8 protein-coding genes are annotated in these 13,957 nt (G+C 71.7%); all 8 read left to right on the top strand.

The window, feature by feature from the left end:
- Positions 1 to 13 precede the first annotated feature (13 nt).
- The 8 genes from ACFWN2_RS17055 to ACFWN2_RS17020 all read left to right on the top strand — a co-directional run bounded on the left by ACFWN2_RS17055 (position 14) and on the right by ACFWN2_RS17020 (position 13,907).
- Positions 14 to 1,024 (top strand): aldo/keto reductase, encoded by a 1,011-nt coding sequence (locus tag ACFWN2_RS17055; protein ID WP_382428432.1) that lies wholly within the window; start codon positions 14 to 16, stop codon positions 1,022 to 1,024.
- A complete protein-coding gene (locus ACFWN2_RS17050; RefSeq protein WP_382428431.1) occupies positions 1,021 to 7,812 on the top strand; it encodes an amino acid adenylation domain-containing protein in 6,792 nt (2,263 codons plus the stop codon). The genes ACFWN2_RS17055 and ACFWN2_RS17050 overlap by 4 nt, the downstream gene beginning before the upstream one ends.
- Positions 7,809 to 8,690: a pyridoxal-phosphate dependent enzyme gene (locus ACFWN2_RS17045; protein WP_382428430.1), complete on the top strand. Its 882-nt coding sequence runs from the start codon at positions 7,809 to 7,811 to the stop codon at positions 8,688 to 8,690. The genes ACFWN2_RS17050 and ACFWN2_RS17045 overlap by 4 nt, the downstream gene beginning before the upstream one ends.
- 67 nt (positions 8,691 to 8,757) lie before the next feature.
- Entirely contained in the window at positions 8,758 to 9,348 is a 591-nt protein-coding gene (locus tag ACFWN2_RS17040) for an RNA polymerase sigma factor (protein WP_382428429.1), read from the top strand.
- Positions 9,341 to 10,390, top strand: a complete 1,050-nt coding sequence (locus ACFWN2_RS17035; RefSeq protein ID WP_382428428.1) for a CU044_5270 family protein — start codon at positions 9,341 to 9,343, stop codon at positions 10,388 to 10,390. The genes ACFWN2_RS17040 and ACFWN2_RS17035 overlap by 8 nt, the downstream gene beginning before the upstream one ends.
- Before the next feature lie 84 nt (positions 10,391 to 10,474).
- A complete protein-coding gene (locus ACFWN2_RS17030; protein ID WP_382428427.1) occupies positions 10,475 to 10,999 on the top strand; it encodes a PadR family transcriptional regulator in 525 nt (174 codons plus the stop codon).
- Positions 10,996 to 11,673: an ABC transporter ATP-binding protein gene (locus tag ACFWN2_RS17025; protein ID WP_382428426.1), complete on the top strand. Its 678-nt coding sequence runs from the start codon at positions 10,996 to 10,998 to the stop codon at positions 11,671 to 11,673. Before ACFWN2_RS17030 ends, ACFWN2_RS17025 begins: the two co-directional genes overlap by 4 nt.
- The gene (locus tag ACFWN2_RS17020) at positions 11,670 to 13,907 is read left to right on the top strand and encodes an FtsX-like permease family protein (protein ID WP_382428425.1); all 2,238 of its coding nucleotides are present in this window, start codon (positions 11,670 to 11,672) and stop codon (positions 13,905 to 13,907) included. Before ACFWN2_RS17025 ends, ACFWN2_RS17020 begins: the two co-directional genes overlap by 4 nt.
- Positions 13,908 to 13,957: the final 50 nt, after the last annotated feature.

Below are 13,957 nucleotides of genomic sequence, written 5' to 3'. Positions count from 1 at the left end.
CGAGGAGCAAGTGATGAGCGAGAGCCACGCGGAGCCGTTGGTGCGGCGCCGCACCCTGGGGCGGCTGGGCTGGGAGGTCGGCGAGATCGGCTACGGCATGTGGGGCATCGGCGGTGGCCCCGGCGGGTTCACCGGCTGGGACTACGACACCGCTCCCACCGCGCTCGACCTCGCCGTCGAACTCGGGTGCGACTTCTTCGACACGGCCTGGGTCTACGGGCGCGGCAAGTCCGAGGAGCTGCTGGGTGAGCTGCGCCGCAGGCAGCCGGACCGGACGTTGCGACTGGCCACCAAGATCCCGCCGCTCAACCGCGAGTGGCCGCCGCGTCCCCAGGACACCCTGGAGGACGTCTTCCCCGAGCAGCACGTGCTCGACTACACCCGCCGCAGCCTCGACAACCTCGGCGTCGAGAAGATCGACCTGCTGCAGTTCCACGTCTGGGAGGACCGCTGGGCGGCCGAACCCGGCTGGCAGCGCGTCGTCACGCGGCTCAAGGAGGAGGGGCTGGTCGACGGGTTCGGCATCAGCGTCAACCGCTGGGAGCCCGCGAACTGCTTCGCCGCACTGGACACCGGGCTGGTCGACGCGATCCAGGTCATCTACAACGTCTTCGACCAGGCGCCCGAGGACGAGCTGTTCCCGCGCGCGGCCGAGGAGGACATCGCGATCATCGCCCGCGTCCCGTTCGACGAAGGCTCGCTCACCGGGACCCTGAACGCGGACACCGTCTTCCCGGACGAGGACTGGCGTGCCGTCTACTTCGGACCCGAGAACCTGCTGCCGACCGTCGGGCGCGTGAACGCTTTGCGCGAGGTGCTGCCGGACGGCATGTCGTTGCCGGAGATGGCCTTGCGGTTCATCCTGCACCATTCCGCCGTGTCCGTGGTCATCCCCGGCATGCGGCGTCCAGAGCACGTGCGGGCGAACCTCGCGGTGTCGGGCCTCGGCCCGTTGCCGGCGGAGCTGGTCGACGTGCTGCGCGCCCACCGCTGGGACCGCTCGCCGACGAGCTGGTCGATGTGATCTCGCCGGGAGAGGTCGCGACGCGTCCGTCCGTTGTGGACGACGAGGTGTGGTCGCAGGTGACCTCGCACGCCGCCCTGGCCCCGCACGCCGTCGCGCTGGTCGACGCGGAGGGTGAGGTCGGGTACGCCGAGCTCGTCGGGCTGGTCGAGGACGTGGCCGGACGACTGGCCGACGAGGGTGTTTTGCCGGGCGACCTCGTGGCGATCCGGTTGCCGCGCGGCCGGGACCTCGTCGTCACCGCGCTCGCCGTGCTGCGCGCCGGCGCCGGGTACGTGCCGCTGGACCCGCTCTACCCCGACGCGCGGCTCGCGATGATGATCGAGGAGACGCGCCCGAGCGCCCTGGTCACGCAGGACGGCGTGCTGCCGCTGGCCGGCAGCGTCTCCCGGGACGATCCCGCCTACGTCATCTTCACCTCGGGCTCGACGGGCCGGCCCAAGGGCGTCCTGGTCGGGCGGCGTCACCTGCGCGACTTCACCCGCGTGTTCGCCGACAGGTTCGCCTTCTCCGCCGCCGACCGCGTGCTCCAGTTCGCGTCGCTGAGCTTCGACACCAGCGTCGAGGAGATCTTCTGCACGCTGATCCGCGGGGCGACGCTGGTCCTGCGCGACGACGACATGATCAGCAGGCCCGACCTGTTCCTCGACCGCTGCGGCGCGCTCGGCATCACCGTGCTGGACCTGCCGACCGCGTACTGGCACGAGCTGGTCGCGGCGCTGGACCGGGGCGACGCCGCGCTGCCGTCGTCGATCCGCTGCGTGATCATCGGCGGCGAGACCGCGCGACCCGACGCCGTGCGGCAGTGGCAGGCCGCCGTGGGCACCGCGACGCGGCTGTTCAACACCTACGGCCCCACCGAGACCACGGTCGGCGCCACCGCCGGCGACGTCACCGAGTGGTCCGGCGAGGTCGTGCCCATCGGCACACCTCATCCCGGCGTCACGTGCCGCATCGGGGCCGGCGACGAGCTGCTGATCGGCGGCGCCGGTGTCGTGGACGGCTACCTCAACCGGCCGGAGCTGACCGCCGAGCGGTTCGTCGAGGGACCCGGCGGCGTGCGCGAGTACCGCACGGGAGACCGGGTGCGCTGGTCGTCCGACGGGCAGCTGGAGTTCCTCGGGCGCCTCGACGACCAGGTGAAGATCCGGGGCCACCGGGTCGAACCGGGCGAGGCCGAAGCGGCGTTGCGCGCGCTCGGCGACGTCACCGACGCGGTCGTGCTGGTCGACCGGAGCACCGGTCGCGCGCGGCTCGTCGGGCACGTGGTCACCGATGCGACGAACCTCGCGGCCCTGCGCGCGGAGCTCGCGCTGGAACTGCCGGACCACCTCGTGCCCGCCGTGCTGGTGCGGCATCCCCGGTTCCCGCTGACCCCGGCGGGCAAGATCGACAAGGCGGCTCTTGCGGCAGAACCGGTCGAGGAGTCGCCGGAGGTCGAGCTGGCCGAAGCGGAACGGCGTGCGGCGGACCTCTTCGCCGAGGTGCTCGGCGTTGTAGTCACGAGTGCCGCCGACGACTTCCTGGTGCTGGGCGGGGACTCGCTGGACTCGGTTCGGCTCATCTCCGCCGTCCGGCAGCGGTACGGCGCCGAGCTGACGCTGAGCCGCTGGTACGCAGACCCGACCGTCACCGCGCTCGCCGCGGTGATCACTGGTTCGTCCGGCGCCACCACCTCCGCGCATCCCGTGCTGGCAGAAGGTGTTCCGCACCCGCTGAGCCCGATGCAGCGCGACTACTGGCTGGCCGAGGAGCTGTGCGACCTGCCGGTGTACACGCTCGGCATCCGGTACCGCTTCACCGCGCCGGTCGACGAGGCCGCGCTGACGTCGGCACTGGCGGCGCTGGCGCGGCGGCATCCGTTGCTGCGCGGGCGTTTTCCCGACAGCGGCACCGAACCGCACGTGGTCATCGACTCCGCCGGGGCCATCCCGCTGACGCGCGGCCTGCCCGACCGAAGCGGCGTCGACCACCGCGAAGGCCCGGTGGCGCACGCGTTCCTGGACGGCGACGAGCTCGTCCTCCTCGTGCACCACCTCGCCTTCGACGGCTGGTCCGCCGGTGTGGTGGCGCAGGACCTGGCCGCGTTGTACTCCGGAACCGCGCTGCCGGCCCTGCCCGCGCTGGATCTCGCCGCTCGCGATGCCGAGGCGAACAACAACGCCGTGCTCGTCGAGTACTGGCGGAAGCGCTTGGCGGACGCGGATCTCGAACTCGACCTGCCGGCGGACCGGTCGCGGCCGGTCGCGCGCACCTACGCCTCCGAACGCATCGTCCGCCCGCTCGACCCGACGTTGCTGGACCGCCTGCGCGGCTACGCGGGTGAACAGCGCGCCAGCCTGTTCATGGTCGTCCTGGCGGGCCTTCAGGTCGTGCTGCGGCGCTACACCGGGTCCGCCGACGTCACCGTGCTCTCCCCGGTGGCCGGGCGGGCGGCGAGCGAGCTGGCGTCGTTCGTGGGACCGGCGCTGAACACCCTGCCGTTGCGCGGTGACGTCACCGGCGAGCCGTCGTTCGCGGAGTTGGTGGGACGTGTGCGCGAGGCCGTGCTGAGCGACCTCGACCACCAGGATCTCGTGCTGCCCGACCTGATGCGGGCGCTGGCCGTGCGGCGGCTGAGCCCGGTGATGCTGACCGTGCACAACACTCCCGCGCCGCAGGACGGCGTGCTGAGCTACGCCGGGGAACTGGCGCCGGTCGCGCTGATGGCCGACCTCTCGCTCTCGATCGACTTCCCGGCCGGCGGTCCGGTGCTGCACGCGGACTTCGCCACCGAACTGTTCGACCGCCCACGGATCGACGCGTTCCTCGACCACCTGCTGACGGTGCTCGACGCGGCGATCTCCGGTGCGGACACGCCGATCACCCGGCTCCCGTTGCTCACCGCCGCCGAGCACGACCGGATCGTCCACGAGTGGAACGACATCACTGCCCCTGTGCCAGATGTCGTTGCGGTGCACCAGCTCTTCGAACGACACGCGCAGGACACCCCGGACGCCCCGGCGTTGACCTTCAGCGCCGAGACGATCGGCTACGGCGAGCTGAACCGCCGGGCGAACCGGCTGGCACGGCGGTTGCGGCGCGAAGGTGTCACGCCGGGGGACCGGGTGGCGATCCACCTCGACCGCGGGGTTCCGCTGTTCGTCGCGATGTGGGCGGTGCTCAAGGCGGGTGGCGCCTGGGTGCCGATGGACCCGTCCTACCCGCGGGACCGCCTCGACCACATGCTCGCCGACAGCGGCGCGGCCATTGTCATCGACGACGGCTACCTGGCCGAGGACACCGGTTCCGAGGACGACAGCGACCTTCCGTTGTGCGGCAACGCCGACGACCCTGCGTACGTCATCTACACGTCGGGTTCCACGGGCAGGCCCAAGGGCGTCGTGATCACGCACGGCAACCTCGTCCACGCGGCCGGCATGTGGCGTGCCGCGTACTGCCTGAGTCCTCGGTGGACGTACCTGCAGGCGGCCAGTTTCTCGTTCGACATGTTCGTCGGCGAGACCATGCGGGCGCACCTCAGCGGTGGCCGTCTCGTCGTCGCGCCCAGGGAGGCGGTGCTCGATCCCGCGGGCCTGTTCGCGTTGATGAAGGCCGAACGGGTCGGCTGCACCGAACTCGTCCCGGCCGTGCTGCGCGCCCTGCTGCACCACGTCGACGAGACGGGCGAGGACCTGAGCTTCGTGCGCCTGCTGATCGGCGGCGGCGAGAAGTGGCACGTCCGCGAGTACCGGCTGGCGCAACGGCTCGTCGGCCCGCGCAACCGCGTCGGGAACTCGTACGGCGTCACCGAGGTCACCGTCGACAACGTCCTGTTCGACGGGCCGGCGGAGCACCTCGCCGACGACGCGCCCCTGCCCATCGGCAGGCCGTTCCCCAACAACCGGGTCTACGTGCTCGACGAGCACCGTCAACCGGTTCCGGCGGGTGTGGTGGGGGAGCTGTACCTCGGCGGCCTCGGTGTCGCGCCGGGCTACCACGACCGGCCCGAGCTCACGGCGGAGAAGTTCGTCGCGGACCCGTTCACCGGCGGCCGGATGTACCGCACCGGCGACTCGGCCCGGTTCCACCGCGACGGCACGGTCGACTTCCTCGGCAGGCTCGACGACCAGGTCAAGGTCAACGGCTACCGGATCGAGCTCGGTGACGTCGAGGTCGCCCTCGGCGCGCAGCCCGGCGTCGTGGCGGCCGCGGCGGGCCTGCACCAGTCGTCCACCGGGTACACCCAGCTCGTCGGGTACGTCGTGACCGGTGGCGGGGTCACCGAGGCACGACTGCGGGAGGCGTTGGCGGACAGTCTCCCGCCGCACATGATCCCGGCCAGGATCGTCGAGCTGGACGCGTTGCCGTTGAGCCCCAACGGCAAGCTCGACCGTCGGCGCCTGCCCGCTCCGGCGGAGGCCGGGTCGCTGGTGCTGCCGGAGACCGCGACCGAGATGCGGATCGCGGCTGTGTGGGCCGAGGTCCTCGGGATCAGCGAGTTCGGCGTCGACGACCCGTTCTTCGCGCTCGGGGGAGACTCGTTCAGCGCGCTCAAGGCCGTCCGGCGGATCGACCCCGCGCCCACCCTGGTCGAGTTCTACCGGCACAACACCGTCCGCGGGCTCGCGCGGTTCCTGGACGGGCGTACCGGCGAGGTCGAGCGGAAGTTGTTGCACCGCTTGACGAACGCCGACGCGTCCGCCGGCGGGCACACCGTGGTCGCGGTGCCGTACAACGGCGGCAGCGCGGTCGCCTACCAGCCGCTCGCGGACTCGTTGCCGGACGGCTGGGCGCTGCACGCGGTCGAACTGCCCGGCCACGAGGTGTCGCGGCCGGACGAGGAACTGCTGTCCATCGAGGCCGTGGCCGACCTCGTCGTCGCCGAGATGAAGGCGATCAACGGCCCGATCGTCCTCTATGGACACTGCCAGGGCGTTGCCTACACCGTGGAGACGGCGCGCAGGGCCGAGGCAGCGGGCATCGAACTGGCCGGGGTCGCGCTCGGGGCGGGGTTCCCGGAGGCGCGCCTTCCGGGGCGATTGTTCGACTGGATCTACCGCACCCTGCCCGTGGACAGGTTCACCTCCGACCGCGAGTACCTCGAGTTCCTGCGCGCCAGGGGCGGGTTCACCGACCTCGACGCCGAGCAGAAGTCGTTCGTGCTGCGCAACGTCCGCCACGACGCCCGCGCCGCCGAGGAGTACTTCACCGCCGCGTACCGGCAGGAGTTCGCGCGGCTCAAGGCACCCGTGCTCACCGTGGTGGGCGCCCGCGACCGCGTGACCGAGCACTACCAGGAGCGCCACCGGGAGTGGGGGCACTTCACCGACGGTGAGCTGAGCGTCGCGGTGCTGCCGGGCGCCGGGCACTTCTTCCTCCGCAGCCACGCGGAACCGTTGTCCGAGGCGTTGCGGAAGCTGGCGGCGGGCGACGCGCAGACCCCGGTGCCGCCGGCTCCGGCGCCGGTGGCCGAGCCGGACCTGCGCAAGTTCGCGGTCGTCGCCACCGGCCAGCTGCTGTCGATGGTCGGCAGCGGGCTGAGCACGCTGGTGCTGAGCATCTGGGTGCTGCAGCTGACCGGGTCGCTCACGTCGTTCGCGCTGGTGAGTGCGATCGGCATGCTGCCGGGCATCCTCGCAGGACCCGTCGCGGGCGCCGTCGCCGACCGGTGGGACCGGCGCAGGGTGATGCTCGCCAGTGACAGCGCGGCGGGCCTCTCCATGGCGACGCTGGCCGCGTTGATGCTGACCGACGGCCTGCAGCTCTGGCACGTCTACGTCGCCGTCACGGTCACCTCGCTCGCCGGCGCGTTCCAGCGGCCCGCGTACCTGGCCGCGGTCGCACAGCTCGTGCCGAAGCGGTACCTGGGGCACGCGAGCGGCATCGGCCAGCTCGGAGTCGGTGTCGGCGTGGTGTTCTCACCGATGCTCGGCGCCGCGCTGATCGGCCCGATCGGCATCGAGGGCGTGCTGCTCGTCGACACCGCCACGTTCGCCGCCGGGGCGCTCACCCTGCTGTTCGTGCGGTTCCCGAACCTGCTGTTCCGCCGCCGCGAGGAGACGTTCGGGACGGAGATCCGCAACGGCTGGCGCTACATCACGCGCAGGCCGGGACTGCGGGCCGCGCTGCGGTTCTTCGTGATCGACCACGTCTTCTACACGCTCGGGTTCGCCGTGATCACCCCGATGCTGCTGGCGGAACAACCCGCCGCGGTGATGGGCCTGGCGCTGGGCGCGGGCGGTGTCGGCGGGCTCACCGGCAGCGTCCTGATGGGCGTCTGGGGCGGTACCGCCCGCCGAACCCACGGCATGCTCGCCGCGATGTGCGTCGGCAGCGTCGCGATGTTCCTCGTCGGCATCAGCACGGTTCCCGCGCTGATCATCGCCGGGATGTTCCTCGTCGGGTTCGGCGAGTCCCTCGCGGAGGGCCACTGGATCGCGGTGGTGCAGAGCAAGGTCGGCCTGGAGCTGCAGGGCCGGGTGCTCTCGCTGTTCATCACCCTGATGATGCTCACGATGCCGCTGGGCTACCTCGTGGTCGGGCCGCTGGCCGAGCGCTACGTCCAGCCTTTGCTGGAGTCGTCCGGGACGTTCGGCGGGCGGGGACTCGGCCTGCTGATCGTCCTCAGTGGACTGCTCCAGCTGGCCTGGGCCCTGCGCGGGTGGGTCAACCGCAGGCTCCGCCTGATCGAGGACGAGCTGCCCGACGCACTGCCGCCCGCGCACATCGGCAGCCGCGACGACCTCCAGCGCGAGGCCGACGCACTCCTCGCCACGCACACCGCCGCAGAACGGACTCCGCGATGACCCGGACCATCCTGCCGTCGCTGATCCCCCTGGCGGACGGCCCGCTGCCCGGCGTCCTGCTGGCCGACGAGTCGCGGCACGCCTCCGGCAGCCACAAGGAACCGTCGGCGCGCGCGGTCGTGGAACGCGCCCGTACGGCAGGGCACACCCACGTGGTGGTGGGGTCCTGCGGCAGCTACGGGCGCGCGATGGCGGTGGCCTGTGCCGCCGCCGGTCTGCGGTGCACCGTCGTGATCCCGCAGGGATGGGGCGACGGCGGGGAGTTCGCCGCTGCGGCGGGCGCCGTCGTCCACGAGGTGCCGGGCGGGTACGAGGACGCGGTCGCGGAGTCGAGCAGGCTCGCCGAGACGACCGGCGCGGCGGACGGCAACGTCAACGGCCCCTACAAGGACACAGTTCTCGAAGGCCACGGCCACGTCGTCGACGCACTGCACGACGCGTTGGACGGCGAACCGGCTTCGTTGTGGGTGCCGGTCGGCAACGGCACGACCGTCGTGGCCGCGCACCGCCGGGCCCGTGACCTCGGGTGGCCGCTGGCGGTGCACGGCGTGTGCTCCGCGGGCAACAACCCGGTCGCGACCAGCTGGCCGGGACCGTACCGGCCGTTGCGCGGCGACGAGGTGACCACCACCGAGCACAACGAGCCGCTGGTGAACTGGCACGCGTTGCACGGCCCAGACGCCCTGGTCTCGATCGCGGACTCCCACGGCGCCGTGCACTCGGTGAGCGACGCGGACCTGGTCGACGCTCAGGCTTTCCTGGCACGGCGGGGCGTCCGTGCGTCGGCGTCCGGAGCCGCCGGGCTTGCCGGACTGCTCGCCCACGCCGCCTCCACGCCCGTGGCGGGACCTCAGGTCGTGCTGCTGACCGGCCGCTGAGTACCGTGCCGGGCAGAAGACCCTCCGGCGTGAACGCGGAAGGCGGCTGCGGCCAAGTACTCGTGTGATGACCGTGATCAACCGTAGTTCGCGGGACGGAGTCCCACCCCCGCAACGCCCCGCCGAAGCGGAGGCCTCGCCGGGGGAGGACTTCACAGCTCTGTTCACCCGCCACGCCGACGAGTTGCACCGCTATCTGGCCAGATGGGTGCCGATGGCGGCGGACGACCTCGTGGCCGACGTGTTCGTCTCGGCGATCCGCAGCCGTGCTCGCTTCGACCCCTCCCTGGGCTCCGCGCGGGCCTGGCTGTTCGGCATCGCGACCAACCTCCTGCACACCCACCTGCGCGGTCGCCGGCGGGAACGGGAGGCGTACGCGCGCCTCGTGCAGGCCGGCGAGAGCGACAGCCACGAGGGCAGGGTCGTCGACTCCGTGGACGCCGAGGTCAAGGCACGTCAGTTCGCAGTGGCGGTCAGGCAGCTCAAGCAACGGGATCGCGACGTGCTGCTGCTGACCAGTTGGGCCGGTTTGGACACCACCGAGGTGGCGCAGGCGCTGGACATCCCCGTCGGCACCGTGCGTTCCCGGCTCCACCGCGTCCGGCAGCAGCTGCGCACCGCGTGCCCCGCCATCGTCCTGGAGAACAACGATGACTGAGAAGATGTGGACGGAAGAGGAGCTGGACCGGGCGATCGGAGACCAGCCGGAGGGCCCGGCGTTCACGGCGGAAGCCCGTGAGCGCGCACTCGCCCGGATGCTGGCCGCCGAGGAGAAGCCCCGGAACCGCTGGCTGGTCGCAGCCGCCGCGGTGACGCTCGTCGCCGGGTCCCTGATCGCCGTTCCCGCCCTGTGGTCGGACGACTCGGGCACCACCGCGAGCGCCGCGGAGACGCTGCGCCGGGCGGCCGCCGCCACGACCGCGCAGCCCCGGCCGTCCGCGAGCCAGTACCAGTACGTCGCGACCCACTCGTGGGACCTGGGCAGCGCGACGACCGGCACCGGCAAGCCCCTCTCGGTGCTCTTCCACAACCTCAACGAGGTGTGGATCCCCACCGACCGCTCGGCGGAGTGGCTGGAACGGCGCGCGGTCCTCGACCGGCGGTGGCTGGTCGGGAGCGAGGAGCTGGCCGCGTCCGAGGGCGACGGCGGACTGTTCGCAGAGGACGCCTCGACGAAGGAGCGGCGCGGTCCGTGCGGCGACTTCCCCGGTATGAACCCGGACCTCGGCGGTGACCCCGACTGGGGCAGGCCGTGCGCCGAGCGGGTCGGAGCCTGGCACGAGCCGAACCCGCGGTTCCTCGCCTCGCTGCCGACCTCACCCCAGGCGCTGTACGACCGCCTGTGGACCGACTCGCGCGACGACGCGGAGAACGCGCTGTCCAACGCCGGCCACGTCCTGGCGTCACCGGAGGCGTCGCGGGAGCTGAGGTCCGCGCTCTACGAGGCGTTGCTGAACCTGCCCGGCCTGCGGGTCGTGGAGGCGGCCGCGAACCTGGACGGCAGGGTCGGCACGGCTCTCGGGGTGTCCGGCGAGAAGACCCGCGACGACATCATCATCGACCCCGGTTCGGGCCGGTACATCGGAACGCGGCGGGTTCTCCTCCAGCCGGCCGAGGGCGTGCCCGCGGGCACGAACATCTCCTTCTCGGCCGTCGACTCCGCCGTCGTCGAGCACGCGGGGGACAAGCCGGCGAAGTGACCTGACCAGGGGCGCGGGAGCTGCGAGCGGCTCCCGCGATCCAGGTATGCACCATGTGTATACCTAGTGTGTATAGTGGCTCCCATGTCGATCGGACACACGCTGTTGGGCCTGCTAGAAGGCGGTCCCAGGCACGGTTACGACCTGAAGCGCGCCTACGACGAGCGTTTCGGGCAGGACCGGCCGTTGCACTACGGGCAGGTGTACTCGACCCTGTCCCGGCTGCTGAAGAACGGCCTCGTGAGCGAGGCGGGCGTCGAGGCGGGGGACGGTCCTGAGCGCAAGCGGTACGCGATCACGGACGCCGGCGTCACCGACGTGGAGCGCTGGCTCGGCACCCCGGAGAAGCCGGAGCCGTACCTGCAGAACACGCTGTACGCGAAGGTCGTGCTGGCGTTGCTGTCGGGGCGCAGCGCGGCGGAGGTGCTCGACACGCAGCGTTCCGCGCACCTGCGGACGATGCGCGAGCTGACCAGGCGGAAGACCGACGGTGACCTCGCCGACCAGCTGATCTGCGACTTCGCGCTCTTCCACCTCGAAGCGGACCTGCGGTGGCTGGAGCTGACCGCCGCCCGCGTCGACAAACTGGCGGCGGAGGTGGCCCGGTGACCGCGCTGCTGTCCGCGACGGACCTGTACAAGGCGTTCGGGAAGACGAACGCGCTGGACGGCGCCGGCATCTCGGTCCGCGAGGGCGAGGTCGTCGCGATCATGGGCCCGTCAGGGTCCGGCAAGTCGACCCTGCTGCACTGCCTCGCGGGCATCCTGCCGCCGGACTCGGGCACGGTCACCTACCGGGACCGCGAGCTGACCACGATGAACGACGGCACCCGCAGCGAGCTGCGGCGGACCGAGTTCGGGTTCGTGTTCCAGTTCGGCCAGCTCGTGCCGGAGCTGACCTGCCTGGAGAACGTGGCGCTGCCGTTGCGGTTGAGCGGCATGAAGCGCAGGGACGCCGAGCGGGCGTCGAGGGAGTGGATGGCCCGGCTGGAGGTCGACGGCGTCGCCGACCAGCGGCCCGGTGAGACCTCCGGTGGCCAGGGACAACGCGTCGCGGTCGCCCGTGCGCTGGTCACGGCACCGAAGGTGATCTTCGCCGACGAACCGACCGGTGCTCTCGACTCGCTCAACGGCGAGCGGGTCATGCACCTGCTCACCACCGCGGCGAGGGAGACCGGCGCGGCCGTCGTCCTGGTCACGCACGAGGCACGGGTCGCCGCGTACTCGGACCGCGAGGTCGTGGTGCGGGACGGCCGTTCGCGGGACGTGGAGTTCGTCAGGTGAACCGCGTGCTGAGCGACCTCGCCCTGGGGGTCCGGCTGGCTGTCGGGGGCAGCCGGAAGTCCTGGGCGAGGTTGCTGCTCCAAGGCCTCGGGATCGGCATGTGCGTGGCGGTGCTGCTGCTCGCCGCGTCCATCCCGACCGCGTTCGGCAACCGCGACCTGCGCGAGGACGCCCGTTACGCCGTGGAAGAGGGCACCGGGCCCGCGCCGCTGCTGCTGGAGAACGGGTCGGTCGCGTACCGGGCCGACTACGTCCGTGGCGAGTACGTGCGCGCACTCGTGCCGGACGCGCCCAAGCCGCCCGGTGTCGACCGGTTGCCGGGTGACAACGAGATCATCGTGTCGCCTCGGCTCGCCGCCCTGCTCGCGAGCCCGGAAGGAGAACTGCTGCGACCGCGGTTCCCGCAGAAGGTCGTCGGCACGTTCACCCAGGAGGGCATGGACGGTCCGCTGGACCTCCGGTTCCTCGCCGGTGACGCGAAGATCGAACCGAGCGAGGGCAACCAGGTCTACTCGTTCGGCCACGAGGGCGGTGGTGGATCGCTGCCGACGGTCCTGGCGTTGCTCAGCATCGTCGGCGCGGTCGTGCTGCTGTTCCCCGTGCTGGTGTTCGTCAGCGTCTCCGCCAGGCTCGCCGCCGCTCAGCGCGACCGCAGGCTGGCGGCGTTGCGGCTGGTCGGGGCCGGTGCGACGCGGGTGCGGCTGATCGCGTCCGGTGAGGCGCTGGCCGGTGCGGTGGTCGGTCTCGCCGTCGGGTTCGGACTGATGTTCGCGATCAGGCCGCTCGCCGACGACATCCCGCTGCCCGAGGTCGCGTCCTTCCCGAGCGACCTCACGCCGACGCTGCCGCTGACGCTCGTCGTGGTCGTCGCCGTGCCGGTGCTGGCGGTGCTGACCTCGGTGTTCGCCATGCGCCGGACGATCATCGAACCGCTCGGCGTCGTGCGCGAGCAGAAGCCGGTGCGGCGCAGGCTGTGGTGGCGGGTCGTGCCGGCACTGGGTGGCGTGGCGCTGCTGGCGAGCCAGGCGGGCAAGTTCGCGAACGGGGCCAAGGCCGACGAGTACCCGATCGTCCTCGGTGTCGTCCTGCTCATGTTCGCCGTGCCCACGTTGCTGCCGTGGCTCGTCGAGCTGGTCGTCTACCGCATGAGCGGAGCGACGCCCGCGTTGCAGCTGGCCGTGCGCCGGTTGCAGCTCGACGCCGGTACCGCGGCGCGTGTGGTCGGCGGGGTGGCGGTGGTGCTCGCGGGCACCGTGACGCTGCAGGTGATCCTCGCCGGCGTCGAGCTGGACGTGAAGGCCGAGGACGCGCGGTCGGCGGACAACCACTCACTGACCGTCTCGGTGGACGCGTCCACGCCGCTCCCGGACCTGCCGGACGTGCTGGCCAGGACGCCGGGCGTGCTCGACGTGCACAGCCTTCGGCGCGTGCAGGCGATGACGCCCGACGGTGACAACACCTCCATCACGGTCGGCACGTGCGACGCGCTCAAGTCCCTGGTGAACGCCTCGGACTGCACGGACGGCAAGAGCTACCTCGTCCCGTTCGCCAGCGGCCAGGGCGACCCCAGGACCGGTGACACACTCACGTTCGGCAAGACCGGTGCCTCGTGGACGGTGCCGGCGATGGAGAGCGCGAGGGGACCCCTGCTCGGCATCTTCACCACCCCGGCCGCCGCCCAGGGCGTCGACCTGACCCACGCCTACGCCGAGATCCAGGCCGAGATGGACACGACGAGGCCGGACGTCGCGGAGCACGTGCGCAACGCACTGGCGCCCTACTCGTGGCGGGTGCACACCCTCTACATCGGACAGGACAACACCTCCGAGACCGAGCAGGTGTTCCTGGCGGTGCGCAGGGCGCTGTACGCGGCCGCGCTGCTCACGTTGCTGCTGGCCGGGGCGTCGCTGCTGGTCGTGGCGCTGGAACAGGTGCGGGAACGCCGCCGCCCGCTCGCCGTGATGGCGGCCAGCGGTGTGCCGCGCCGCACGCTCGCTCTCTCGTTGGTGTGGCAGAACGCGATCCCGCTGGTGATCTCCACGGTGGTCTCCGTGGGCACCGGCGTCCTGCTCGGCGTGCTGGTCACGAGGTCGTTCGGCGCCGAGGTCGCCTACGACTGGACGGGCATCGGCGTCGTCACCGGCATCTCCGTCGGGCTCGTCGTGCTGGTCACCGCGCTGACGTTGCCCGCGCTGAGAAGGGCGACAGGAGCCCTGGGGCTGCGGACCGAGTAGTTCACCTTTCGTCTTCTGCGGGGGCAGGAATCATGGTCATCAAGAGCAAT

The organism is Lentzea sp. NPDC058436 (assembly GCF_042721515.1).
GTDB lineage: Bacteria > Actinomycetota > Actinomycetes > Mycobacteriales > Pseudonocardiaceae > Lentzea.
Note: the sequence above shows the minus strand (reverse complement) of the source record. Positions and strands in the feature narration are given on the sequence as shown.

What these genes read in the sequence shown, in the direction of transcription:
- ACFWN2_RS17040 (WP_382428429.1), top strand. Translation starts at nt 8,758, where the DNA reads ATGACCGTGATCAACCGTAGTTCGCGGGACGGAGTCCCACCCCCGCAA.
- ACFWN2_RS17055 (WP_382428432.1), top strand. Translation starts at nt 14, where the DNA reads ATGAGCGAGAGCCACGCGGAGCCGTTGGTGCGGCGCCGCACCCTGGGG.
- ACFWN2_RS17045 (WP_382428430.1), top strand. Translation starts at nt 7,809, where the DNA reads ATGACCCGGACCATCCTGCCGTCGCTGATCCCCCTGGCGGACGGCCCG.
- ACFWN2_RS17030 (WP_382428427.1), top strand. Translation starts at nt 10,475, where the DNA reads ATGTCGATCGGACACACGCTGTTGGGCCTGCTAGAAGGCGGTCCCAGG.
- ACFWN2_RS17035 (WP_382428428.1), top strand. Translation starts at nt 9,341, where the DNA reads ATGACTGAGAAGATGTGGACGGAAGAGGAGCTGGACCGGGCGATCGGA.